Source organism: Actinomyces bowdenii, assembly GCF_017592395.1.
GTDB lineage: Bacteria > Actinomycetota > Actinomycetes > Actinomycetales > Actinomycetaceae > Actinomyces > Actinomyces bowdenii.
The window spans coordinates 1-25,314 of record NZ_JAGFOU010000036.1 but is presented as its reverse complement, the minus strand read 5'-3'; the positions used below and the strand labels follow the sequence as shown (position 1 = coordinate 25,314).

The following is a 25,314-nucleotide window of genomic DNA, read 5'->3' as shown; positions in this document are numbered from 1 at the left end:
ACCAGCGAGACCGAACGCGAACAGGCCTACGACCAGTGGCTCCACCACTACAATCACCACCGACCCCACACAGGCATCGCAGGCCAAACCCCCTCACAACGCGTTCACAACCTCACGAGGAAGAACAACTAGGCCGTGGGGCCCGAGCGCAGCAGGTCGGCCAGGGACAGGGGCGGGCGGCCGGTGAGGCGGGCCACGTCGTCGGTGACGGTGGACAGCTCGCCGGAGGCGATGGCGGTGTAGGTGCTCACCCAGGCATCGACCTCCCAGCGGGGGGCGCCGTAGTGGGCGCGCGAGGCATAGGCCTCCTCGACGGTCTCCCGGTGGTAGACGGTGGGGCGGCCGGTGACCTCGGTGATGATGCGCGCGGCCTCGGCCATGGTCAGGGCCTGGGGGCCGGTGAGGTTGTAGGTGGCGCCCTCGTGGCGGGTCTCGCCCGCGGCCAGGTCGCGCAGGACTGCCGCGGCCGCGGCGGCGACATCGCTCCTGGCCACGGTGGCCACGCGGCCCTCCCCGGCGGGCCCGGTGATGGCGCCGTCGGCGGAGACCTCGATGAGGAAGTCGGTGTAGAAGGAGTCGCGCAGGAAGGTGAAGGCCATACCGGACTCGCGCAGCGCGGCCTCGGTGTGCCAGTGGGTGCGCGAGAGGGTGAAGGTGGCCTGGGGCGAGGCGCCCAGGAAGGAGGTGTAGACGACGTGGCGCACGCCGGCGGAGGCGGCCGCCCCGATGAAGGTGCGGTGCTCCTCCAGGCGGTGCTCGGACTCGGTGGCGGAGACCATGAGGAGCAGGTCGATGCCGGCCAGCGCCCGGCGCGCGGCCCGGCCGTCCCCGTAACCGGCGACAGCGACGTCCTGGGCCCAGGCGGGGGCGCGGGAGGCGTCGCGCACCAGGAGCCTGGGCGCCAGGCCCGCGGCGCGCAGGTCCCGGGCCACCATGGCGCCGACCCTCCCGGTGGCACCGGTGATCGCCAGGGTGGGTGTGGCCGTCTGACTCGTGGCTGCCTCATCGACGTCTGTCATGGGGCATGTATACCGATAGTGATGAGCGCGGGCGAGTGCGCGCCGGCCGCATCCCGAGCCCCGCCCGGGCCCCGCGCCCTGGAGACCCCCACCATCCCCGGCCCCTCCGCTTCATCCATTGCCACAACAATGTGATCAATCCCCCGTGCGAACCGGCGTCCACACCGTGGGCAACGGGCGCGGGCCAGGACCTCGGGCATTACAGTGGCACCCGACCGACAACCTTTAAATCCGTCCAGCGAGGCGGGGAAGGGGGCCACCATGGCCGCACGTTCGTCAGGCGCCCCAGGCGCATCACCCCAGGGCAAGGGGATTCTCGGGCCACCCGAGATCGCCCGCTCCCTGTTCCGGATCGCCCACGAGATCCTGGAGCGCAACAACGGGAGCGAGGACCTGGTCGTCCTGGGCATCCCGAGTGGGGGAGTCCCACTGTCCCAGCGGCTGGTCGAGGCCCTCGCCGTCGCCGCGGCCAAGGAGCCGGGCGCCACCGCCGCACCGGCCATCCCCAGCGGCACGCTGGACATCACCATGTACCGCGACGACCTGGGCCGCCACCCCATCCGCGTGCCCCGCCCCACCTCCATCCCCGAGGAGGGCATCGACAACAAGGTCGTCATCCTGGTCGACGACGTCCTGTACTCCGGGCGCACCATCCGCGCGGCCCTCGACGCCCTGGGCGCCATCGGGCGCCCCCGCGCCGTCCAGCTCGCCGTCCTGGTCGACCGCGGCCACCGCGAGCTGCCCATCCGCGCCGACTACGTGGGCAAGAACCTGCCCACCTCCCGCTCCGAGAAGGTCGTGGTCTCCCTGACCGAGCTCGGCGCGGGCGACGACGCCGTCACGATCATCCCCGCCAGCCCCGCTCAGGAGGCCACCCGATGAAGCACCTGCTCTCCGCCAAGGACCTGAGCCACGACGAGACCGTCATGCTCCTCGACACCGCCGAGGCCATGGCCGCCACCCAGCGCCAGTCCGTCAAGAAGCTGCCCACCCTGCGCGGCAAGACCGTGGTCAACCTCTTCTTCGAGGACTCCACCCGCACCCGCCTGTCCTTCGAGGCCGCCGCCAAGCGGCTGAGCGCCGACGTCATCAACTTCTCGGCCAAGGGCTCCTCCCTGTCCAAGGGCGAGTCCCTCAAGGACACCGCCCAGACCCTCCAGGCCATGGGGGCCGACGCCGTCGTGGTGCGCCACAGCGCCAGCGGCGCCGCCCACCTGCTGGCCCACGCCGGGTGGATCGACGCCCCCGTGCTCAACGCCGGGGACGGCACCCACCAGCACCCCACCCAGGCCCTCCTGGACGCCATGACCCTGCGCCGCTGGTACGACCCGCTGACCCGGGAGGGCTCCGACGGCTCGCCCGCCCCCGGGGGCCGGGACCTGTCCGGGGCCCGGGTCATCATCGTGGGCGACATCCTGCACTCGCGCGTGGCCCGCTCCAACGTGGACCTGCTGTCCACCCTGGGCGCCGAGGTCACCCTCGTGGCCCCGCCCACCCTCCTGCCCGTGGGCATGGAGAACTGGCCCTGCGCCGTCTCCTACGACCTGGACGCCTCCATCGCCGAGATCCAGCCCGACGCCGTCATGATGCTGCGCGTCCAGCGCGAGCGCATGAGCGCCGTCGGCGGGGGATTCTTCCCCAGCCCCGCGGAGTACGCCCGCACCTACGGCCTGGACCTCCTGCGGCGCCGGGCCATGCCCGAGCACGCCATCGTCATGCACCCCGGCCCCATGAACCGCGGCCTGGAGATCACCGCCGAGGCGGCCGACGACCCGCGCTCGCGCATCATCGAACAGGTCGGCAACGGGGTCTCCGTGCGCATGGCCGCCCTCTACCTCCTCCTTGCCGACGAAGGGAACCAGCAGTGACCTCCCACCTCCTGACCGGCGTGCGCCCCTACGGCGAGGACGCCACCGACATCCTCATCACCGACGGCACCATCACCGCGATCGGCCCCGAGGCGGCCGCCCAGGCCCCCGAGGACGCCACCCGCCACGACCTGGACGGCCTCATCGCCCTGCCCGGCCTGGTCGACATCCACACCCACCTGCGCGAGCCCGGCGGGGAGAGCGCCGAGACCGTGGCCACCGGCACCCGCGCGGCCGCCGTCGGCGGCTACACGGCCGTCTTCGCCATGGCCAACACCAACCCCGTCCAGGACAACGCCGGCGTGGTCGAGCAGGTCCTGCGCCTGGGCCGCGAGGCCGGCTGGGTCGACGTCCACCCCGTGGGCGCGGTCTCCGCGGGCCTGCGCGGGGAGCAGCTCTCCGAGATGGGCGCCATGGCCGCCTCCGAGGCCCGGGTGCGGGTCTTCTCCGACGACGGCAAGTGCGTGTGGGACCCGGTGCTCATGCGCCGCGCCCTGGAGTACGTCAAGGGCCTGGGCGGCGTCATCGCCCAGCACGCCCAGGACCCCCGCCTGACCGAGGGCGCCCAGATGCACGAGGGCGCCCTGTCGGCCGAGCTGGGCCTGCGCGGCTGGCCCGCCGTGGCCGAGGAGTCGATCATCGCCCGCGACGTCCTCCTGGCCGAGCACGTCGGCTCCCGTCTTCACGTGTGCCACGTGTCCACCGCCGGCAGCGTCGAGATCATCCGCTGGGCCAAGTCCCGCGGCATCGACGTCACCGCCGAGGTCACCCCCCACCACCTCATCCTCACCGATGAGCTGGCCCGCACCTACTCGCCCCTTTACAAGGTCAACCCGCCCCTGCGCACCGCCCGGGACGTCGAGGCCCTGCGCGAGGCCCTGGCCGATGGCACCATCGACGTCGTGGGCACCGACCACGCCCCCCACCCGGTGGAGGACAAGGACTGCGAGTGGGCCGCCGGGGCCTTCGGCATGACCGGCCTGGAGACCGCCCTGAGCGTGCTCATCGAGACCATGGTGGCCCCCGGCCGCATGGGCTGGCGGGACCTGGCGCGCGCCATGTCCGACCTGCCCGCGCGCATCGGCGGCCTGGAGGACCAGGGCCGGGGCATCGAGGTCGGCGCGCCCGCGAACCTCACGGTGCTCGACCCCGAGGTGCGCCGCACCGTCGACGGCGCCGCCCAGTGGACCCGCTCCACCAACACCCCCTACGCGGGCATGGAGCTGCCCGGCCAGGTCAAGGCCACCTTCCTCCACGGGCGTCCCACCGTCCTTCAGGGCGCGCCCGTGGAGCGCGGCCACGAGGCCGGGCGCGATGAGGGGACTCAGGCCTGACATGGGCCCGCACAGCACCGGTGGCGCGGCCGCGCACAGGCCCACCGCCCTCCTCGTCCTGGAGGACGGCTACGCCCTGCGCGGCCGCGCCTACGGCGCCACCGGTCGGACCGTGGGCGAGATCGTCTTCAACACCGCGATGACCGGCTACCAGGAGACTCTGACCGACCCCTCCTACCACCGCCAGATCGTTGTCATGACTGCGCCGCACATCGGCAACACCGGCGTCAACGATGAGGACCCCGAGTCCGAGCGCATCTGGGTGGCCGGATTCGTCGTGCGCGACCCGGCGCGCCGGGCCTCCAGCTGGCGCTCGCGCCGCGAGCTGGAGGATGAGCTGGTCCACTGCGGGATCGTGGGCGCCTGCGAGCTCGACACCCGGGCCCTGACCCGCCACCTGCGCCAGGCCGGCGCCATGCGCGCCGGCATCTTCTCCGGCGAGGCACTGCCCGCCGGGGCCGAGGATCCCTCCGGCCCCGCTCAGACGGCCATCGACATCTGCCTGGAGGCCGTGCGCGCCGCCCCGGCGATGAGCGGCCAGGCCCTGGCAGCGGAGGTCACCACCGAGCGGGGCTACGTCGTCGAGCCCAGCGGGCGCCACGCCGGGGCCCGGCCGGTGGCCGTCGTCGCCGCGGTCGACCTGGGCATCAAGGCCCGCACCCCCTGGCAGCTCGCCGAGCGGGGCGCGCGCGTCCACATCCTGCCCCAGTCCACCACCCTGCCCGAGATCCTCGCCCTCCACCCCGACGGCGTGTTCTTCTCCAACGGCCCGGGCGACCCGGGCGCGGCCCATGCCGAGGTCGAGCTGCTCCGCGGGATCCTGGACGCCGGGATCCCCTTCTTCGGCATCTGCCTGGGCAACCAGATCCTGGGCCGGGCCCTGGGCTACGGCACCTACAAGCTCGACTACGGGCACCGCGGCGTCAACCAGCCCGTCCTGGACCGGGCCACCGGCCGGGTGGAGATCACCGCCCACAACCACGGCTTCGCCGTGGACGCCCCCATCGATGAGCCCTCCCTGGCGCCCTACGGCAATGGCCGCTACGGGCGCGTGGAGGTCTCCCACCTGGGGCTCAACGACGGCGTCGTCGAGGGGCTGCGAGCCCTGGACCTGCCCGCCTTCTCCGTGCAGTACCACCCTGAGGCCGCTGCCGGGCCCCACGACGGCGAGCACCTCTTCGACCGCTTCATCCACCTCATGCTCGATCACCGCGAGCACCCGGCGGGCCCCCTCCAGGACGGGCCCCAGCCCGCATCCCTCCAAGGAGACAGCTGACATGCCCCTGCGTCAGGACATCGCCTCCGTCCTGGTCATCGGCTCCGGGCCCATCGTCATCGGCCAGGCCTGCGAGTTCGACTACTCGGGCACCCAGGCCTGCCGGGTGCTGCGCGAGGAGGGGATCCGGGTCATCCTGGTCAACTCCAACCCCGCCACCATCATGACCGACCCCGAGCTGGCCGACGCGACCTACATCGAGCCCATCACCACCGAGGCCATCACCGCCATCATCGAGCGCGAGCGTCCCGATGCCGTCCTGCCCACGCTGGGCGGCCAGACCGCCCTCAACGCCGCGATGGCCCTGGTGGAGGAGGGGGTGCTCGAGCGTTACGGCGTCGAGCTCATCGGGGCCAGCGCCCAGGCCATCACCGCCGGGGAGGACCGCGAGGCCTTCAAGGCCGTGGTCGAGCGCTGCGGGGCCGAGGTGGCCCGCAGCACCATCGCCCACACCCTGGAGGAGTGCCGCGCCGGCGTGCGCCGGCTCGGCGGCTACCCGGTGGTCGTGCGCCCCTCCTTCACCATGGGCGGCCTGGGCAGCGGCGTGGCCCACGACGAGGAGGATCTGGTGCGCATCGCCGGGGCCGGCCTGGCGGCCTCCCGCACCACCGAGGTCCTCCTGGAGGAGTCCATCCTGGGCTGGAAGGAGTACGAGCTCGAGCTCATGCGCGACACGGACGACAACGTCGTCGTGGTGTGCTCCATCGAGAACATCGACCCCGTGGGGGTGCACACCGGTGATTCCATCACCGTCGCCCCGGCCCTCACCCTCACCGACCGCGAGCTCCAGCGCCTGCGGGACATCGGCATGGCCGTCATCCGCCAGGTCGGGGTCGACACCGGGGGCTGCAACGTCCAGTTCGCCGTGGACCCCGCCAGCGGGCGCATCATCGTCATCGAGATGAACCCCAGGGTCTCGCGCTCCTCCGCCCTGGCCTCCAAGGCCACCGGCTTCCCCATCGCCAAGATCGCCGCCCGGCTCGCCGTGGGATACACCCTCTCGGAGATCCCCAACGACATCACCGGCTCCACCCCCGCCTCCTTCGAGCCCGCCCTGGACTACGTGGTGGTCAAGGTCCCGCGCTTCGCCTTCGAGAAGTTCCGCGGCGCCGACCCCGCCCTGACCACCACCATGAAGTCCGTGGGGGAGGCCATGGCCATCGGCCGCTCCTTCACCGAGGCCCTCCAGAAGGCCCTGCGCTCCATCGACAAGGCCGGATCCGGCCTCCACTGGGAGGGGCCCGCCCCTGACGCCCGGGGCACCGCCGAGCTCATCGCCCGCTGCGCCACCCCCACCGAGAACCGCCTGGTGGAGGTCCAGCAGGCCATCCGCGGCGGGGCCACCATCGACCAGCTCCACGCCGCCACCGGCATCGACCCCTGGTTCATCGATCAACTGGTGCTCCTGGAGGAGATCGCCTCGCAGATCGCCCGGGCCGGCGCCCTGGGCCCCCAGCTGCTGGAGCGAGCCAAGCGCCACGGCTTCTCCGACCGCCAGATCGGCGCCATCCGGGGCCTGGGGGAGGACACCGTGCGCGAGATCCGGCGCGCCTACGGCCTGGCCCCCGTCTACAAGACCGTGGACACCTGCGCCGCGGAGTTCGCCGCCCGCACCCCCTACCTCTACTCCACCTACGACACCGAGACCGAGGTGGCCGCCCGCGAGCGCCCCGCCGTCATCATCCTGGGCTCGGGCCCCAACCGCATCGGCCAGGGCATCGAGTTCGACTACTCCTGCGTGCACGCGGCCATGGCCCTGAGCGGGGACTACGAGACCGTCATGGTCAACTGCAACCCCGAGACCGTCTCCACCGACTACGACACCTCCGACCGCCTCTACTTCGAGCCCCTGACCTTCGAGGACGTCATGGAGGTCTACGAGGCCGAGCGGGCTGCCGGCCCCGTGGCCGGCGTCATCGTCCAGCTCGGCGGGCAGACGCCCCTGTCCCTGGCCGCCCGCCTGGAGGAGGCCGGCGTGCCGATCCTGGGCACCAGTCCCCAGGCCATCGACGCCGCCGAGGACCGGGCCGCTTTCGGCCTGGTCCTGGAGCGCGCCGGGCTGCTGGCCCCCGCCCACGGCACCGCCATGACCGACGACCAGGCCCATGAGGTGGCCGACTCCATCGGCCTGCCCGTGCTCGTGCGCCCCAGCTATGTGCTGGGCGGGCGCGGCATGGAGATCATCTACAGCGCTGAGGGCCTGAGCGACTACCTCCAGCGCGCCGGAGCCGAGCCCGGGGGCGCCTACGCCTCGGGCCCCCTGCTCATCGACCGCTTCCTCGATGATGCCATCGAGATCGATGTCGATGCCCTCCACGACGGCCGGGAGCTCTTCCTGGGCGGGGTGATGGAGCATATCGAGGAGGCCGGCATCCACTCCGGGGACTCGGCCTGCGTGCTGCCGCCGATGACCCTGTCCCAGGAGCAGATCGCCCGCATCCGCCGGTCCACCGAGGCCATCGCCCGGGGGGTGGGTGTGCGGGGCCTGCTCAACATCCAGTTCGCCCTGGCCGGCGACGTCCTCCACGTCATCGAGGCCAACCCCCGCGCCTCGCGCACGGTGCCCTTCGTGTCCAAGGCCACCGGCGTTCCGCTGGCCAAGGCCGCGGCCCTCATCATGGCGGGGGCCTCCATCTCCGAGCTGCGCGGTCGCGGCATCCTGCCCCATGACGACGCCGCCCTCATCGACCCCGCTGACCCCATCGCCGTCAAGGAGGCGGTCCTGCCCTTCAAGCGCTTCCGCACCCGCGCGGGCAGCGTCGTCGACACCCTCCTGGGGCCCGAGATGCGCTCAACCGGCGAGGTCATGGGCTATGACATCGACTTCCCGCGCGCCTTCGCCAAGTCCCAGGCCGGCGCCTATGGCGGCCTGCCCACCGAGGGGGTGCTGTTCGTCTCCGTGGCCGACCGCGATAAGCGGTCCATCATCCTGCCGGTGGCCCGTCTGGCCGAGCTGGGCTTCACCATCCTGGCCACCTCCGGGACCGCCCAGGTCCTTCGCCGCCACGGCATTGAGGCCACCACCGTGCGCAAGCTCAGCCAGGGCGTGGGTGCCGACGGCGAGGCGACCATCGTGGGCCTCATCGAGTCCGGCATGGTCGACATGGTCATCAACACCCCCCGCAGCCAGGGCGCGCGCGTGGACGGCTACTTCATTCGAGCCGCCACCACCGGCGCCGACAAGCCCATCATCACCACCGTCCAGCAGCTCCAGGCCGCCGTCCAGGCCATCGAGGCCGGCCTGCGGCCCCTGCCGCCAGGACGCACCCGCAGTCTCCAGGAGCACCTGGCCGCCCGCCAGGGGCGCCGGGCCACCCGTCAGCACGCCACCGAGGATCTCCGCCCATGACATCCGAATCGCCATCGACCCGCCCGGGCCCAGCGCCCCTGCCTGCCTTCGGGGCCGCACTGGCCGCGGCCATGGACGACCATGGACCCCTGTGCGTGGGCATCGATCCCCATCAGGGCCTCCTGCGCGCCTGGGGCCTGCCCGACACCCCCGCGGGCCTGCGGGACTTCGCCCTGCGCACGGTGGAGGCCGTGGGCGGGCGGGTGGCCGCGGTCAAGCCGCAGTCGGCCTTCTTCGAGCGCCATGGCTCGGCGGGCATCGCCGTGCTGGAGGAGGTCCTGGCCGCGCTCCGGCAGTGCGGCACCCTGGGCATCCTGGATGTCAAGCGCGGGGACATCGGCTCGACCATGGCCGGCTACGCCCAGGCCTACCTGGCTCCCGGCGCGCCCCTGGCCACTGACGCCATCACCGTCTCGCCCTACCTGGGCTACGGCTCCCTGGCCCCGGCCCTGGAGCTGGCGGCCGCCCACCGGCGGGGCGTCTTCGTCCTGGCCCTGACCTCCAACCCGGAGGGCGCCGGTCTCCAGCACGCCCGGGGCCGGGACGGGCTGGCGGTCGCCCGCGGCATCGTCGAGGGGGTGGCCGCGTCCAATGCCGCCGAGGCGGCCGCCGGCCGGCAGGAGGGCGGTGCCCGGGGCGATGGGCTGGGCAGCGTCGGACTGGTCATCGGGGCCACCGTGGGGCGGGCCATCACCGAGCTGGGCATCGACCTGCAGGCCGCCGCGGGGCCCCTGCTGGCACCCGGGATCGGGGCCCAGGGCGCCGGCGCCCGCGAGCTGGAGGAGGTCTTCGGCCCGGCCCGGTCCCAGGTCCTGGCCTCCACCTCCCGGGCGGTCCTGGGTGCCGGGCCACAGGTCGACCAACTGCGCTGCGCCGCGCTCGAGGCCGCGGCCCAGGCGGCCCAGGCCCTCAGGCCGGCCCGGCCCTAGCGCGCCGTCGCCGGGGCGGATCCGGGTGCCTGACGAGGGCGACGTGGAGATCTCCTCCAACGCCAGCCCCGTTGGTGATGCATAAACGACCAATCGGAATTATCCTTGTGTTGTGTGTCACCGACGACGAGGTGAAGGAGGACACTCATGGCGCTTCCTACGCTGACACCCGAGCAGAGGAGCGAGGCACTGAGGAAGGCCGCGGCCGCGCGGCTCCGCAGGGCTGAGGTCAAGGCGGAGCTCAAGAGCGGCAGGATGAGGCTCTCCGAGTTCTTCGAGGCCGCCGACCGCGAGGAGGTGCTGGCCAAGATGAAGGTCAAGGCGCTCCTGCTGTCGCTGCCCCGGGTGGGCACGACCACCGCTGAGACCATCCTGACCGAGGTCCGCATCGCCGAGTCCCGCCGCGTGCGCGGGCTGGGCGCCAACCAGAGGGCGGAGCTGGTCAGCCGCTTCGGCTGAGCCCGCGGCCCCGCCCCTGGCCCCACGACGCCCCGTTCCGGGATCGCAGGAGGCATTCGCTCCCGGAACGGGTGCTTGCGCGCCCGCGCCGCTGCCGCATGAGCCGTTGTCCCGCGGCGCCCCCATCGTCCATCATGTGCTCATGAAGAACGACGGCGCCGCAGCGGGCCCCCCGAGCGCCGGGCCACCGGCGCGCCTGACCGTCCTGGTGGGCCCCACGGCGGTGGGCAAGGGCACCATCGTCGCCGAGCTGCGCAGGCGCCACCCGGACCTGTTCGTCTCCATCTCGGCGACCACCCGCGCCCCGCGCAGCACGGAGGCCGACGGCGTGCACTACCACTTCGTCAGCCAGGAGGCCTTCGACGAGCTCATCGCCCGGGACCAGATGCTGGAGTGGGCCACCGTCCACGGCACCCACCGCTACGGCACCCCCCGGGGGCCGGTGGAGGCCCGGCTCGCCTCGGGGCGCCCCGCGCTGCTGGAGATCGACCTGGACGGGGCCCGCCAGGTGCGCCGGGCCATGCCCCAGGCGCAGATGGTCTTCATCGCCCCGCCGAGCTGGGAGGAGCTCGTGGCCCGCCTGGAGGGGCGCGGCACCGAGGACAGCCGGGAGCGGGAGCGGCGCCTGGCCACGGCCCGGGTCGAGCTCGACGCCGCCGCGGAGTTCGACCACATCATCACCAATGACACCGTGGCACGTGCCACGGATGAGCTGGAGTCGCTCATGGGCCTGACCGGCTAGACTGGCCCGACGCAGCATCGACGTGACAGAACCGGAGTGCCATACATGCTCGGAACCTCCCCTCAGCCCGAGGGCATCACCAACCCGCCCATCGACGAGCTCCTGGAGAAGGTGGACTCCAAGTACGGGCTCGTGGTGGAGGCGGCCAAGCGCGCTCGCCAGATCAACGCCTACACCCAGCAGCTCGAGGACAACCAGCTCGAGTTCTTCGGCCCGCTGGTGGAGACCGACCTGGAGGAGAAGTCCCTGGGCATCGCCCTGCGCGAGATCGCCGAGGACAAGCTGGAGGTCATCCCCGGGGACGTGGCCCGCGCCCGCCGCGCCGAGGCCGAGGCCGCCCGCCGCGCCGCCGAGGAGGACATGTTCTCCGACATCGACCTCGACACCCCCATCGCCCTGGAGGGCGAGGCCGCCACCAGCCTGGATGACATCCAGTTCTGAGCCCATCCCTGGATATCCCGGACCCCGGCACGACCATGGCAGCGGCCCCTGAGCGCCCGTCCGGTCCCGCCGGGTCGCGCGTCGTCGTCGGCGTCTCGGGCTCCATCGCCGCCTACAAGGCCCCCTTCATCATCCGCCTCCTGCGCGAGGCCGGCCATGAGGTCAAGGTCGTGGCCACCCAGGCGGCCCTGCTCTTCATCGGCGCCCCCGCCCTGGCCGCCGTCAGTGGCCGGCCGATCTCCACCGGGGTCTTCGACGACCCGGCCGCCGTCGAGCACGTCGCCGTGGCCGAGTGGGCCGAGCTGGTCCTCATCGCCCCCGCCTCAGCCGATCTCCTGGCCCGCCTGCGCGCAGGCAGGGCTGACGACCTGCTGACGGCCACCGTCCTGGCCACCCGGGCGCCCGTCCTCCTGGCCCCCGCCATGCACACCCAGATGTGGCTCAACCCCGCCACGCGGGACAATGTCGCGGTGCTGCGCTCCCGCGGCCTGAGCATCATCGACCCGGAGGCGGGGCGGCTGACCGGCGCCGACTCGGGCGTGGGCCGACTGCCCGAGCCCGAGCGCATCGTGGAGCGGGCACTCGCCCTGCTCGCCCCTGCCGGGGCCGATTCCGCGGCGGCGCCACCCCGGCAGGCCCTGCGCGGGCGCCACCTGGTCATCTCCGCCGGGGGCACCCGCGAGCCCATCGACCCCGTGCGCTTCCTGGGCAACAGATCCTCGGGCCGCCAGGGATGCGCCCTGGCCGCCGCCGCCGCCGGGCTGGGGGCCCGGGTCACCCTGGTGCAGGCCCATGTGGACCAGTCGCTCCTGGACGCCCTGCCCGCCGGGGTGGAGATCCTGGCGGTGTCCACCGCCGTGGAGATGGAGGCGGCGGTGCGCCGCGCCAGCGGCCGGGCCGACGCCGTCATCATGGCCGCCGCCGTCGCCGACTACCGGCCCGCCCACGTGGCGGGCGCCAAGATCAAGAAGCCCGCCCGCGCCCAGGCGGATCCCGGCGCGGTGGGCGGCCCGGCCCCCGCGCCCATCGAGCTGGTGGAGAACCCCGACATCCTGGCGGGCCTGGTCGCCCGCCCGCCCCGCGCCGGCCAGCTCCTCATGGGCTTCGCCGCGGAGACCGGGGATGACCAGGGCGGCGTCCTGGACCACGGGGCCGCCAAGGCCCGCCGCAAGGGCGCCGACCTGCTGGCCGTCAACGCCGTGGGGGAGCACCTGGGCTTCGGGGACGTGCCCAACAGCGTGATCGTCCTGGACCGCCACGGCCAGGAGGTCGCCCGCGCCCAGGGCAGCAAGGAGCAGGTGGCCCACGCCCTCATCGGCCTGCTCGCCCAGCGCCTGGACGCCGCCGGGGGGCCGGGCCCGCGGCCGCTTGCCGGGAAGGGCCCGGCCCCGGAGGGCTGAGCGCCGGGCCGACGGCCAGCGGTGTCCGACCGTGTCATACTGCACCCGCCCCGCGGTGCGCGAGGCCTGTGTCCGCGCAGGGCCGGGGTGGTTACCATGGCCCGGTGAGTTCCTCGTTGCGCCTGTTCACCTCCGAGTCGGTCACTGAAGGGCACCCGGACAAGATCTGCGATCGGGTCTCGGATGCGATCCTCGATGCGATCCTCGAGCAGGACCCCACGGCGCGCGTGGCCGTGGAGACCATGGTGACCACCGGTCTGGTGCATGTGGCCGGGGAGGTGACCACCGAGCGCGCCTATGTCGAGATCCCCGAGATCGTGCGCTCGCAGATCTCCAGGATCGGCTACAACTCCTCCGAGGTGTGCTTCGACGCCCGCTCCTGCGGGGTCTCGGTCTCCATCGGCCAGCAGTCCCCGGATATCGCCGCGGGCGTGGACAAGGCCCTGGAGGCCCGCGAGGACTCCGGGGCGATCGACCCCCTCGACCTCCAGGGCGCCGGGGACCAGGGGCTCATGTTCGGCTACGCCTGCGATGAGACCGCCGCCCTCATGCCCGCCCCCATCCACCTGGCCCACCGCCTGGCCGAGCGCCTGGCCCAGGTGCGCAAGCAGGGGATCCTCGAGGGCCTGCGCCCCGACGGCAAGACCCAGGTGACGATCGGCTACGACGGCGACCGCCCCGTGAGCCTGGCCACCGTCGTCATCTCCACCCAGCACGACCAGGACCGCGACCGCGAGTGGCTCACCCAGGCCGTGACCAGGGCCGTCATCCACCCGGTGCTCCAGGCCCAGGCGGAGCAGGGCCTGGAGCTCGACTCCAGGGACACCCAGATCCTGGTCAACCCCTCCGGGCAGTTCGTCATCGGCGGGCCGGTGGGGGACGCGGGCCTGACGGGCCGCAAGATCATCGTCGACACCTACGGCGGGATGGCCCGCCATGGGGGCGGCGCCTTCTCCGGCAAGGACCCCTCCAAGGTGGACCGCTCGGCCTCCTACGCCATGCGCTGGGTGGCCAAGAACGTCGTGGCCGCGGGCCTGGCGCGCCGGTGCGAGATCCAGGTGGCCTACGCCATCGGCTCAGCGCGGCCCGTCGGCTTGTACGTGGAGACCTTCGGCACCGAGACTGTGCCCGTCAGCCGAATCACGGCGGCGGTGGAGCAGGTCTTCGACCTGCGGCCGGCCGCCATCGTGCGGGACCTGGACCTGCTGCGGCCGATCTACCGGGACACCAGCGTCTACGGCCACTTCGGCCGACCCGGATTCACCTGGGAGGCCACCGATCGCGCTGAGGCACTGCTCGCAGCCCTGTGACCGAGGAGGAGGCCGCCATGGGCCACAGCACCGGGGTGCGCGGCGCGTCCTCCTCAGCCCCGCCGCCAATGGCCGGCGCGGGTGAGCAGGGCGTGCTGCTCGCCACCCCGCCGGCAGCCCAGCGGCAGGTCAGGGTGCCCGGGGTCGAGCGGCCCGTGGCCCGGGTCGTCCTGGACACGGTGGTCCCGCACCTGGACCGCGCCTTCGACTACGCCCTGACACCCGAGATCGACCGGGCCGCCCAGCCCGGGACCCGCGTCATCGTGCGCTTCGGCGGGCAGGAGATGCGGGGCTGGATCTGGTCGCGCGCGACGACGACCAGCCACCTGGGCCCCCTGGCCCCGGTGCGCCGCGTCGTCTCGGACCTGCCCGTCCTGCCCGATGCCAGCCGCCGGCTCATCGAGGCTGTGGCCGCCCGCGGCGCCGGGACGCGCGCCGACGCGGCCCGCCTGGCCGTGCCCCCACGGCACGCCACCACCGAGGACTCCATGCGCCACCAGCCCCCGGCGGCCCTGCCCACCTGGCGGCGGCCCTCGGCCGAGGGCACCTGGGAGGCCTACGAGGGGGGCTCCGAGCTGCTCGCCGACCTGGCCCGGGGAGGCTCACCGCGCGCCGCCTGGTGCGCCCTGCCACCCGTGGAGGGGGTCAGCGCCTCCTGGATCCGATGCGTGGCGGTGGCGGTCCAGGCCAGCCTCGCCTCCGGGCGCGGCGCCGTGGTCCTCGTGGCCACCACCGACCGGGCCGAGGCGGTGGCCGCCACCATGCGGCGCCTGCTCGATGAGGAGGACGTCGTGGTCCTGTCCGCCGAGCACGGTCCCGCCCGGCGCTACCGCGCCTTCCTCAAGCTCCTCCTGGGGCGGGCGCGCGTGGTGGTCGGCACCCGGGCCGCCGCCTTCGCCCCCGTGCACCGGCTGGGCCTGGCCGTCATCTGGGATGACGGCGACCACCGCCTCGATGAGCGCCACGCCCCCTACCTGCACGCCCGCACCGTCCTGGAGCTGCGCTCCTCCCTGGAGGGGGCCGGCCTCATCCTGGCCGGCCACAGCCGGTCAGTGGAGGCCCAGTGCCTGGTGGAGCGGGGCTGGTGCCAGGATCTCGTGGCCCCCAGGGACCTGCGGCGCGCCACCGTGCCGCGGGTGATCGTCCCCGGCGCGCCCGAGCTCGACGCCGAGGGGGCCTCGGGCGGCGCCCGCATCCCCTCCCTGGCCCACCGGCTCCTGCACCGCGCCCTGGCCGCGGGTCCGGCCCTCATCCAGGTGCCGCGCAGCGGCTACGCCCCAGTGGTCGCCTGCCAGTCCTGCCGGCGTGCCGCCCACTGCGCCCACTGCTCGGGGCCCCTGGCCATGACCGCGCAGGGGCGCACCGGCTGCCGCTGGTGCGCCCGGCCCGCAGCCTCCTGGTCCTGCCCGAACTGCGGGGCCACGGCTCTGCGCATGGTGCGCGTGGGCTCGGCGCGCACCGGCGAGGAGCTGGGGCGGGCCTTCCCCAACACGCCGGTCGTCGTCTCCGGGGCCCGCGAGGGCCACGGGGTGCTGAGCACCGTGGATGCCTCGCCCCGGCTGGTCGTGGCCACCCCCGGGGCCGAGCCCGTGGCCGAGGGCGGCTACGGCGCGGTGCTGCTCCTCGACGGCGGGGCGCTCTCGGCGCGCCCGGAGCTGGGGGCCACCGGCGAGGCGCTGCGCTGCTGGACCAATGCCGCAGTGCTGTGCGCCCCCGGCGGGACGGTCCTGCTGCTGGGATCCCCGGACCTCAGGACCTCCCAGGCACTCGTGCGCTGGGACCACGCCGGCTTCGCCCGGCAGGAGCTGGGGGAGCGCGAGGAGCTCCACCTGCCGCCGGCCTGGCGGGCGGCCCGCCTCGATGGGCCGCCGCGCGCGGTCGAGGCCCTGCTGGCCCACGCCCGGCAGAAGGGCTACGAGACCCTGGGGCCCGTGGCAGTGGCGCCGGTGACCGCGCCGCAGGCCGACCGGGAGCGGGAGGCGCCGGCAGTGCCGATGTCCCGGGCCCTCGTGCGCTGCCCCTGGGAGCAGGGGGAGGAACTCGCCCGGATGCTGCGCCTGTCCACCCGTGAGCGCTCGGTCAGGCGCGATGAGGCGGTGCGCATCGAGCTCGACCCGGCCTTCCTGTGGTGAGCGCCCAGCGCGCCGCCATCGACCGGCGCTGGAGGGCCATCGGGCCCCGGCACGGGCTCATCGGCCGCTCATCGGCCGCTGAGGGGCCGCACCGGGCGCGGGCGCGGCACCGGTGAGGGCGGCCCCGCGGGGGCCCCGTGGAGGGAGTCGCCCGCGGCTCCCGAGGCCGCCGACACCAGCAGCGTGAGGTAGTCGGTGGCCGTGACGCGCACGTCGCGCCCCTCGCTCAGGGCGGTCACCGCCGCGCCGTCGACGACGGCGATGACCATCTCGGGCTCCAGGGAGGAGCCCAGGTGCCGCAGGACCCGGGAGACCGCGGCGTTGAGGCGCTGACGGCCCTCCCGGTAGGCCTGCTCCACCGGGGCGGAGGTGCCAGCGGCGATGAGCTGGAGGTAGTGGCCCATGTAGGGGCCCTGGGCGGGCAGCGTGGCCTGGAGCAGGAAGCCGACGCGCTCGGGCAGCGGCGGCAGGGCGGTGAGGGTTTCGACGTGGTCGGCGACCTTCTCGGCCCGGGAGGCCCACAGCCCGATATTGAGCAGCCCCGCCTGGTGGAGGAGGTCATCGAGCCCGCTGAAGTAGTACGTCGTCGCCGACAGCGAGCACTCGGCGCGCTTGGCCACGCTTCGGTGGCTGACCGCACCGGGGCCCGCCTCGCGGATGATCGAGGCGGCGGCCTCGATGATCCCCTGACGCCTGTCCGATCCCCTGGAGGTGATACTGGAGTCCGTTCCGCCGCGGCTGGAGGCGGAGGGCGCATCGGCCCCCGGTCTGTTCTCGGACATGACAGCCATGGTATGCCGGTGGAGGCAGCAGGGCCGGCTGATCCGGGCGCGTGCCCGGGCGGCCGGATCAGCGGCACCGCTGCCGCGCCGAGGATCCCTACACTCCCTCTCGCGCCCCGGGCGCCGCAGCCGCGGCGCTGCTGGTCAGCTCCGAGCCGTGGATGACCCGCGACATGAGAATGGCCACCATCGCGATGACCGAGACCACGGTGAGGTAGACCGCGGGTGCCAGCGGGGAGCCGGTGACCTTGATGAGCCAGGTGACGATGTAGGGGGTCGTCCCGCCCAGGAGCGCGTTGGCGCCGTTGAAGGACAGGGCGAACCCGGAGTAGCGCACCTCGGTGGGGAAGGACTCGGCCAGGAAGGTGGCCAGCGTCCCGTCATTGGCGGTGAGGATGAGCGCGAAGACGATCTGGCAGGCGATGACCGCGATGAGCATGCCCGCGGCTTGCGTCATGACGTAGAACAGGGGGATGGTCAGGACGATGAAGGCCACGCATGCGCCGATGAGCATCCGGCGCCGGCCGAAGAGGTCGGACAGGTGCCCCATGACGAAGATCGCCGCGATGTAGACCGCCAGCATGATGGAGGTGGCCAGGGTGGCCGTGTCCGCGCTGAAGCCCAGCTCCTCATGGACATAGGTGGGCATGTAGCTCAGCAGCATGTAGAAGGCCACGGCGTTGAGGCAGGAGACCCCGAAGGTGATGAGCACCTCGCGCTTGTGGGATCGCAGGAGCTCGAGCAGCGGCTCGATGGAGCTGGCCTGCTTCTGGTCCTGATCCAGATCCTGGACCATCTCCTGGTAGACCGGGGAGTCCTCCAGGTGGACCCGGATGTAGCGGCCGATGAGGCCCAGGGGGCCGGCGAGCAGGAAGGGGATCCGCCAGCCCCAGCTCTGCATGGCGGCGTCGTCGAGCACGATGAACATGCCCGAGACCATGAGGGAACCGGCCAGCAGTCCCGCCGCGGTGGATGCGGGCACCAGGCTGGTGTACATCCCGCGCTTGGCGGCCGGTGCGTACTCCGCCAGGAAGGTCCCGGCCCCGGCGTACTCGCCGGAGGCCGAGAAGCCCTGGACCATCCGCAGCACCAGCAGGCCGAGGGCCGCGGCCACACCGATCGACGCGTAGCCCGGGAGCAGGCCGATGAGGAAGGTCGAGCCGGACATGAGCAGGATCGACCACGACAGGGCCCAGCGCCGCCCCTTCCGATCGCCCCAGGCGCCCCAGACCACGGCGCCGATGGGCCGCAGGATGAAGGACACGGCGAAGATGGCGTAGGTGTTCATCAACTGGGTCGTGGTATCCCCGGCGGGGAAGAAGACGTGCCCGATGACGATGGCGAGGTAGCCGTAGGAGGCGTAGTCGAACCACTCGATGAAGTTGCCGATGAAACTGGCCTTGGCGGCCTTGTTCAGCGCGGCGAAGTACTCGGGCGAGAGTTCCGGGGACGCGGAATCACTGCGTGCGGTGGGGGTCATGATGGATCTGCTCTCAGTTGCTCTGCCGGCCAGGCGTGGGAGGCAGCGGTCGGTCGGTGGTCGATCAGCTCGTGATCGGTGATGGATTGTCGACTTACTGAAGACATCGGGGTCGGCTATTGTGTGATGTCCACAATACTATCCTCAATGAGGCTGATACGTCAGTCCCTGATCCTCACATCCTACGGATCCTGCGGGCTGCACCCGACATCATCAGGGATGGGCGCGCCCCACTGCCCGCCCGCTGCCCGGGGCGGGGCAGCGGGCGGACAGCGCAAGCGGCTCGCCGGAGGGGCTCAGGCGGCGGCACCCTGGGGCTTGCGGACCACGAGCTCCAGGACGATGGGCAGCAGCCCGCCCCCCAGGATGAGCACGCCGCCGATGGCGCCGATGAGGGTCATCGGCTCGCTCCACAGCAGCAGGCCGAGCAGGAGGGCGACGACGCACTCCCAGTAGGAGACGGTCGAGAGCTCCACAGCCGGCAGGTGCTTGCCGGCCACCACGAGGAAGCCGATGGCGAAGAAGCCGCAGAAGAGGAACATCCCGATCGCCCAGGCCCAGTTGCTCGGGGCCATCACCTCCACGGGGTTGGTGGAGTCGAGCCAGGTGATGCGGCAGACCATGACGATGAGGGCGCCGATGGCGCCGAACAGGAAGTTCCAGAAGCCGCGGACCTCGGAGTCGACGTCGCCGCGGTAGCGGTAGAAGAACAGCGCCAGGCCGTAGAAGACCCCCGAGCCCAGGCCGAACAGGTCGCCCAGGGCCTTGTTGGGGAAGGCCGGGTCGGAGCCCAGTTCCAGGCCGATGGTCAGGCCGGTCTCGGGGGTGTAGTTGATCAGCCCGATGGTCATGAGCATGCCGATGAACACCAGCATGAGGAAGAAGCCGTTGCGCAGGGAGATCCTCTCCTTGAGGAAGATCCTGGCCAGGACGGCGGAGACCAGGGGGCCGGTGTAGATGAGGAAGACGGCGTTGGCGATCGTGGTCATGAGGGTCGATGACACGTAGAGGGCCAGGGAGGCGCCGATGGACAGGCCCCCGGCGATGATCGCGAAGGACAGCCTCGTGCTGCGCAGCTTGGGCAGCTTCTTGACCAGCAGGAGGATGACCAGGAACCCGATGACGCCGAAGGTCATGCGGCCGAAGGCGAGGAAGTCGCCGATGATGTAGCGCGATCCGTCGTCCTTCAGGGGTGTGGACAGCCGTCCGAAGGTCCCCACGAAGCCCATGCCGGTGGCGGACAGGAGCATGGCGGTGAAGCCGAGCTTCTTGTTCATCACCGCGCCGGAGGAGCCGGCAGCATCGGTGGCGGAGGGTGCTCGGGTGGGTCTGGTCATCGTCGTCTCTTTTCATTGACAGGGGTGGTGGGGCGCCCGATGGGCGCAGGGGATCGGCAGTGCCGTGCCCGGGGCGGACGCGGCACCGGCGAGGGTGGTATCCATGGCCGGCCGCAACCGGCCTGGTGGCTGCTGCCCGGCCATGGGCCCGGGCAGCAGCAGTCAGAAGCGCTCGAGGATCGCCCGGCCCATCTCCTCGACCACGGAGTCGGTGAGGATCCGGCCCTTGGCCTCAGTGGATGCCTGGGCGGAGGACAGGCATCCCGACTCCGGCGTGAGCGAGGCATCCACCGGGAGCAGGTCGTAGGCCGGCAGCTCGGCGGCGGGCAGGTCCATGACCCGATCCATGCGCACCAGGTCGGGGAAGTGCCGGAGCATGAGCGAGGTCTCCATGACCCCTCCGTGCTCGACGTCCCAGCCGGGGAAGCCGTCGGGGTAGAGCTCGGCGATGACCTCGTCGGTGACGAAGTCCCAGTAGGACACCATCATCACGCGCGGGGGGTCCTGCCTGCCCGCCAGGTCGCGCAGGGCCAGGTCGACCCCCTCGTAGATGAACTGGTAGTTCTCGTAGTGCCCGTTGATGAACACGATGCGGCGCGCGCCATGGCGCCACAGCTCGCGCACCAGGGTCCGGCACACGCCGATGACCGTCTCGGCGTCGAAGCCGAAGGAGCCGATGATGTGGTTGCCCCCGCCGGAGCGCTGCTGCGACTTGTACCCGGTGGAGACTGTGGGTCCCACGTAGGCGCCGATGCTCTCGGCGGTCAGCTCGGCCATCGTCGTCGATAGGAGCGTGTCCACCCCCAGGGGCATGTGGGGGCCGTGCTGCTCGATGGAGCCCACCGGGATGAGGATGATCGGGTCCCGGCTCAGGATCTCCCGGTAGGTGAAGGCGTCGATGCGGGTGATATTGCGTTCCTGGGTCATGTCTGCACTCCTGTTGCCCTAGAGGTGGTCGATTCTCAGGTCGCGTCCACGGGCTGCGGCTGCGCAGAGCCGGGGGAGGCCTCGGCCCGCGGCCCCTGGGCGGCCCGTGAGGGCTGATCGGCCCGGGTGGAGAAGTAGACCTGCGAGATCCCGCCCCCGATGATGAGCACGCCGCCGAGCATCTGCAGGCCGGTGAGGTGCTCGTGGAACAGGAAGAAGCCCAGCAGGGAGGCCATGATGGTCTCCTGATAGGAGATCGTGGCCAGCTCCCCGGCCAGCAGGATCCTGCTGGCGACGGTGAGGAAGTAGAAGGCGCCGAATCCGGTGATGAGGGCGGCGGCGACCAGCACGATCCAGGAGCGCCCATCCATCCCGGAGATGCTCCACGGCATCGTCACGATGCTGCCGGTCTCGTCGATCCGGGCCGTGGGGACGCCGTTGACCTCATCGCGCACGACGTACTCGAGCTTGGACCAGCGCATCGCCAGCATGACGCCGATGGTGCACACGGCGAACAGGAAGTTGTACCAGGCCCGGATATTGGAGTCGCAGTCCGTGCGGTAGCGCGAGACGAAGAGGTAGAGGCCGTAGGCCACGCCGGAGAGCAGGGCGATGATGTTGCCGAAGAGGTACTTGGCATCCAGGTCGAGCCCGAACCCGTTCTCCGAGACGATCTGCACGATGAGGAGTGTGCCCGCCAGCACAGCCACCAGGGAGGCGATCATCACCGGCTTGAAGGGCTCGCGCAGGAAGATCGTGGCCAGGACCGTGGAGTAGATCGGGCCGGTGTAGATGAGGAAGGAGGCGTTCGCCAGCGTGGTGTACTGGGTGGAGATGACGTAGAGGGAGGACAGCAGGCCCAGGAACATGCCCGAGAAGAAGATCGAGGGCGTGAATCTGGTCGCCCTGAGCTTGGCGAATCCCCCTACGGCGAGGAAGAAGAGCGACATGCCGATGATGCCGCTGAAGCTGCGGCAGAAGGCGATGAAGTCGCCCGGAGCATTGATGTAGCGTGCGAATGCGCCGATACCGCCCATGAGGCTCGACGACAGGAACATGAACCCGAAGCCCTTGAGCTTGAGGTGACCCGATGAGTCCAACGTCCGCTCCTTTGCGGTTGTGCACCATCGTGGTGCCGTGGATTTCCGTGTGCTTGCCGGTGGTGGAAGAGAATGGGTGAACGGGCAGGGATGAGGCCGACCGGGGAGGTGGGGCGTGCTGCACGACGGGCCGGTGGCCCGGGGGCGGCCGCGACGGGCCGCCCCCGGCCGGCAGTGAGGGTCAGACCAGGGTGGGGTCCTCGACCTGGTTGGGGAAGTAGTCCTCGCAGGTCCCCTCGCGGTAGACATCCGCGGTCGCGCAGTGCAGGCCGCCGCCGAAGGCGTAGGCGTCGCGGAACGGAACCGGGATGACATTCATGCCCAGCTTGTCCATCTGCTCCATCTGGTGGACCTCGCTGGCCTCGACGCAGACGGTCTTGTGGTCGATGACCAGGCAGTTCATGGACAGCCACACCGAGGAGTAGCACAGCGGGGGCGGGGTGTCGTGAGCCGGCTGAGCCGCGTCGACGATCTGCCAGTCATTGGCCTCGAAGATCTTGCGCTGCTCCTCGGGCAGACGACGGTGCGGGTTGTTGATGATCAGCCCGGGACGCAGCGGCACGAAGGTCGCGTCGATGTGAATCGGGTAGGGGTCGCCGGGGAAGTTCACGGCGTGCACGCGAAGGTCGGGGTAGTAGCGCTTGAACCACTCCATGGCCTTGCGGTTGGTGGTCAGGCCGTGCTGGATGAACAGGTCCTTGCCCACGCGCATGACGTCCGCGGCGTCCCACATGGGCTCGACCTCGGTGGTCACGAAGTCCTTGGCCGCGGTGCGCTCCAGGCGCTCCTCCAGCGAGATCTTCTCGTCGTAGTAGTTGTGCTTGTAGGACTTGTCGGTCAGACGCGGGCGGGGGGCCTGGGTCCACTTGAACTCCGGGTCCTCATCGAAGTACTGGCCCATGAGGTCCCAGTAGGCCAGGTACTCGAAGTAGCGGCAGCGGAAGGAGTTGGCCGAGGCCATGATCTCCGAGCCGATGGTCAGCAGGATGTCTCGCGGAGGCATCTGGGTGAAGCCGGACTCGGTGCGGAAGTCGGGCGTGGTGATGGCCTGGTTCCACTGCAGCGGGGTGGGCCGGTCAACCTTGATGCCCAGGCCCTCGAGGATCTTGGCGTAGTTGTCCAGCTGCTCGTTGGCGGCCTCGACCGTGGCCGTGGGGCGCGGGCCCCACATGCCGCGCATCTCGGAGTCGATCGGCACCTTCTCAGAGGTGGCGGGCTCCTCCGGGGGGATCACGGAGAAGTCGGCGCGGCCGACGATCACGTGCTTGAGCGGGTCGAAGTCATTCCAAGAGTTGACGATCTTCGTCATCAGTGAGTCACTCCCTTGTGCTCGATGGGGTTGATTGAGTGGATGGGAATAGGACGAGTGGTTGTCAAGGATCAGGCACGGCGGCATGCGCCTGCCTGTGCTGACCACCTCCTTCTAGCCGCCGCCCCGAATGGGAGGCACCCGGTGGGCGCGGTTGTCGGTCTGATCGAGGGGGAGGCGGGGCGGGCGGGGGCCCGCTCCGCCGCGGTTCACTTCCCCTCGGGATTCACAATAGTCCCGGTCGTGCCCTCCACCAGGGACACGGCGTCCTCGAGCCGGCCGATCGCCGCCATGTTGCCCGTGCTCTCCACGAAGCGGCACACGGCCTCGACCTTGGGCCCCATGGAGCCGGCGGGCAGGCCCATGCCGCGCAGGGCCTCGGGAGTCGCCCGGGGCACCTGCTCCTGGTCCTCGGTGCCGAAGTCCTTGTAGACGCCGTCGACATCGGTGAGGATGAACAGGGCGTCCGCCTTCAGGGCCTGGGCCAGGACCGAGGCGGTGAGGTCCTTGTCGATGACGGCCTCGACGCCCTGGAGCCTCCCATCGGTGCGGACGACGGGCACGCCGCCCCCGCCCGCGCACACCACGACGGTCCCGTTGTCGACCAGGGTGCGGATCACATCGGTCTCGACCACACCCTGGGGCTGGGGGGAGCCGACGACACGCCGGTAGTACTGGCCATCGGCCTTGACGCTCCAGCCCCGCTCCTTCGCCAGGCGCTCGGCCTCCTCCTTGGAGTAGACCTCGCCCACGAACTTGGTGGGGTTCTGGAAGGCCGGGTCATCGGCGTCGACCAGGGTCTGGTTGACCATGGCGGCGACCTGGCGGCCCGGCAGGGCGTTCTGCATCGCCTGCAGCAGCCAGTACCCGATCATGCCCTGCGTCTCGGCGCCCAGGGTGTCGAAGGGGTAGGGCTCGGACAGGCGCTCGTCATTGGCCGACTCCAGGGCCAGCACCCCCACCTGGGGGCCGTTGCCGTGGGTGATGACCAGCTCGTGCTCCTCGGCGAGCCTGGCGAGCTGGGCCGCGGCGAGCTCGACATTGGCGATCTGCGTGGTGGCGTCGGGCTTCTCCCCGCGCTTGAGAAGGGCGTTCCCTCCGAGTGCGACAACGATCCTCATATCTCTCAGTCCCAGTCTCCGAGGGTGGCGACCATGACGGCCTTGATGGTGTGCATGCGGTTCTCGGCCTGGTCGAAGGCCACGTTGGCCTCGGACTCGAAGACCTCGTCGGTGACCTCCAGCCCGTCCATCCCGGTCTTGTCGTAGATGTCCTGGCCCACCGTGGTGGCCCGGTCGTGGAAGGCCGGCAGGCAGTGCAGGAACTTGACCCCCGCGTTGCCCGTGGCCTTGAGCATCTCGGCGTTGACCTGGTAGGGCCGCAGCAGCGCGATGCGCTCGTCCCAGACCTCCTTGGGCTCACCCATGGAGACCCACACATCGGTGTACAGGAAGTCCACCCCCGCCACACCGGCAGCCACATCATCAGTGACCATGATCCGCGCCCCACTGCCCTGGGCCAGGCGCTGGGCCTGCTCGACCACCTCCGCACTGGTCTGCAGCTGGCGGGGAGCCACCATGCGCACATCCATGCCCATCAGCGCCCCCGCGATCAGCAGGGAGTTGGCCACATTGTTGCGCGCATCACCCAGATACGCGAACGAGATCTCCTCGATCGCCCTGCCCCCGGCATGCTCCAGCATCGTGAGCTGATCAGCCAGCATCTGAGTGGGATGCCACTCATCGGTCAGCCCGTTCCACACCGGCACCCCCGACAGCTCGGCCAGCTGCTCGACATGGGCCTGCTCCTTGCCGCGGAACTCGATCCCGTCGTAGAACCGCCCCAGCACCCGCGCGGTATCAGCCACCGACTCCTTATGACCCATCTGAGAGCCCGAGGGATCCAGATACGTCACCCGCGCCCCCTGATCATAAGCCGCCACCTCGAACGAGCACCGCGTGCGCGTCGAGGTCTTCTCAAAGATCAACGCGATGTTCTTCCCCTCCAAACGACGAACCTCACGCCCCTCCTTCTTCGCAGCCTTCAACTCAGCCGCCAGCTCAAGCAGACCACCCCACTCCTGAGCAGAGAAATCCAACTCCTTAAGAAAACTACGGCCA

22 protein-coding genes are annotated in these 25,314 nt (G+C 71.5%); 13 read left to right on the top strand and 9 right to left on the bottom strand.

Going from position 1 to position 25,314, the window contains the following annotated elements; genetic code table 11:
• Positions 1-132: integrase core domain-containing protein (locus J5X07_RS12440; RefSeq protein ID WP_208480011.1), on the top strand; the 132-nt coding region annotated here is incomplete at its 5' end.
• Here the strand turns inward: J5X07_RS12440 and J5X07_RS12435 are convergent.
• On the bottom strand, positions 129-1,019 hold the full coding sequence (locus J5X07_RS12435) for an SDR family oxidoreductase (protein ID WP_208480008.1): 891 nt from the start codon (positions 1,017-1,019) through the stop codon (positions 129-131). The two genes, J5X07_RS12440 and J5X07_RS12435, sit on opposite strands and share 4 nt — an antisense overlap.
• Positions 1,020-1,280: 261 nt before the next feature.
• Here J5X07_RS12435 and pyrR point away from each other — a divergent pair, with 261 nt between their 5' ends.
• From pyrR to J5X07_RS12375, 12 genes are all read left to right on the top strand, one after another.
• Positions 1,281-1,901, top strand: a complete 621-nt coding sequence (gene pyrR / locus J5X07_RS12430) for a bifunctional pyr operon transcriptional regulator/uracil phosphoribosyltransferase PyrR (RefSeq protein WP_208480007.1) — start codon at positions 1,281-1,283, stop codon at positions 1,899-1,901.
• The gene (locus tag J5X07_RS12425) at positions 1,898-2,887 is read left to right on the top strand and encodes an aspartate carbamoyltransferase catalytic subunit (RefSeq protein ID WP_208480006.1); all 990 of its coding nucleotides are present in this window, start codon (positions 1,898-1,900) and stop codon (positions 2,885-2,887) included. Before pyrR ends, J5X07_RS12425 begins: the two co-directional genes overlap by 4 nt.
• Positions 2,884-4,221 carry a dihydroorotase gene (locus J5X07_RS12420; protein ID WP_208480005.1) on the top strand — a complete coding sequence of 446 codons (1,338 nt, stop codon included), beginning with the start codon at positions 2,884-2,886 and terminating at the stop codon, positions 4,219-4,221. Before J5X07_RS12425 ends, J5X07_RS12420 begins: the two co-directional genes overlap by 4 nt.
• Position 4,222: 1 nt before the next feature.
• Positions 4,223-5,497, top strand: a complete 1,275-nt coding sequence (gene carA, locus J5X07_RS12415; protein ID WP_208480004.1) for a glutamine-hydrolyzing carbamoyl-phosphate synthase small subunit — start codon at positions 4,223-4,225, stop codon at positions 5,495-5,497.
• Position 5,498: 1 nt separating this feature from the next.
• Entirely contained in the window at positions 5,499-8,846 is a 3,348-nt protein-coding gene (gene carB / locus J5X07_RS12410) for a carbamoyl-phosphate synthase large subunit (RefSeq protein WP_208480003.1), read from the top strand.
• Complete coding sequence (gene pyrF, locus J5X07_RS12405) at positions 8,843-9,775, top strand: orotidine-5'-phosphate decarboxylase (RefSeq protein WP_208480002.1); 933 nt, start codon at positions 8,843-8,845, stop codon at positions 9,773-9,775. The genes carB and pyrF overlap by 4 nt, the downstream gene beginning before the upstream one ends.
• 147 nt (positions 9,776-9,922) lie before the next feature.
• Positions 9,923-10,234, top strand: a complete 312-nt coding sequence (gene mihF / locus J5X07_RS12400; RefSeq protein WP_124934404.1) for an integration host factor, actinobacterial type — start codon at positions 9,923-9,925, stop codon at positions 10,232-10,234.
• 142 nt (positions 10,235-10,376) lie between these two features.
• Positions 10,377-10,976 (top strand): guanylate kinase, encoded by a 600-nt coding sequence (gene gmk / locus J5X07_RS12395; RefSeq protein ID WP_208480001.1) that lies wholly within the window; start codon positions 10,377-10,379, stop codon positions 10,974-10,976.
• Positions 10,977-11,021: 45 nt separating this feature from the next.
• The gene (rpoZ, locus tag J5X07_RS12390) at positions 11,022-11,417 is read left to right on the top strand and encodes a DNA-directed RNA polymerase subunit omega (RefSeq protein ID WP_124934406.1); all 396 of its coding nucleotides are present in this window, start codon (positions 11,022-11,024) and stop codon (positions 11,415-11,417) included.
• Positions 11,418-11,452: 35 nt separating this feature from the next.
• Positions 11,453-12,817 (top strand): bifunctional phosphopantothenoylcysteine decarboxylase/phosphopantothenate--cysteine ligase CoaBC, encoded by a 1,365-nt coding sequence (coaBC, locus tag J5X07_RS12385; protein ID WP_208480000.1) that lies wholly within the window; start codon positions 11,453-11,455, stop codon positions 12,815-12,817.
• Positions 12,818-12,921: 104 nt separating this feature from the next.
• Positions 12,922-14,127: a methionine adenosyltransferase gene (gene metK, locus J5X07_RS12380; RefSeq protein ID WP_124934408.1), complete on the top strand. Its 1,206-nt coding sequence runs from the start codon at positions 12,922-12,924 to the stop codon at positions 14,125-14,127.
• 17 nt (positions 14,128-14,144) lie between these two features.
• Positions 14,145-16,259, top strand: coding sequence for a primosomal protein N' family DNA-binding protein (locus J5X07_RS12375; RefSeq protein WP_208479999.1), 2,115 nt, complete (start codon positions 14,145-14,147; stop codon positions 16,257-16,259).
• 68 nt (positions 16,260-16,327) lie between these two features.
• Here the strand turns inward: J5X07_RS12375 and J5X07_RS12370 are convergent, their stop codons facing one another.
• From J5X07_RS12370 to argF, 8 genes are all read right to left on the bottom strand, one after another.
• The gene (locus J5X07_RS12370) at positions 16,328-17,041 is read right to left on the bottom strand and encodes a TetR/AcrR family transcriptional regulator (RefSeq protein WP_124934410.1); all 714 of its coding nucleotides are present in this window, start codon (positions 17,039-17,041) and stop codon (positions 16,328-16,330) included.
• 97 nt (positions 17,042-17,138) lie between these two features.
• Complete coding sequence (locus J5X07_RS12365) at positions 17,139-18,521, bottom strand: MFS transporter (RefSeq protein ID WP_124934411.1); 1,383 nt, start codon at positions 18,519-18,521, stop codon at positions 17,139-17,141.
• Between the two features lie 296 nt (positions 18,522-18,817).
• On the bottom strand, positions 18,818-19,858 hold the full coding sequence (locus tag J5X07_RS12360) for a DMT family transporter (RefSeq protein ID WP_243896840.1): 1,041 nt from the start codon (positions 19,856-19,858) through the stop codon (positions 18,818-18,820).
• 162 nt (positions 19,859-20,020) lie between these two features.
• The gene (locus J5X07_RS12355; protein ID WP_124934412.1) at positions 20,021-20,785 is read right to left on the bottom strand and encodes a creatininase; all 765 of its coding nucleotides are present in this window, start codon (positions 20,783-20,785) and stop codon (positions 20,021-20,023) included.
• Positions 20,786-20,820: 35 nt separating this feature from the next.
• The gene (locus J5X07_RS12350; protein ID WP_243896839.1) at positions 20,821-21,885 is read right to left on the bottom strand and encodes a DMT family transporter; all 1,065 of its coding nucleotides are present in this window, start codon (positions 21,883-21,885) and stop codon (positions 20,821-20,823) included.
• Between the two features lie 181 nt (positions 21,886-22,066).
• Positions 22,067-23,194 carry a serine/threonine protein kinase gene (locus J5X07_RS12345; protein ID WP_124934413.1) on the bottom strand — a complete coding sequence of 376 codons (1,128 nt, stop codon included), beginning with the start codon at positions 23,192-23,194 and terminating at the stop codon, positions 22,067-22,069.
• Between the two features lie 209 nt (positions 23,195-23,403).
• Positions 23,404-24,315, bottom strand: coding sequence for a carbamate kinase (gene arcC, locus J5X07_RS12340; RefSeq protein ID WP_208479998.1), 912 nt, complete (start codon positions 24,313-24,315; stop codon positions 23,404-23,406).
• A gap of 5 nt (positions 24,316-24,320) precedes the next feature.
• Positions 24,321-25,314 (bottom strand): ornithine carbamoyltransferase (gene argF / locus J5X07_RS12335; RefSeq protein ID WP_243896838.1); only part of this gene is annotated, 994 nt, incomplete at its 5' end.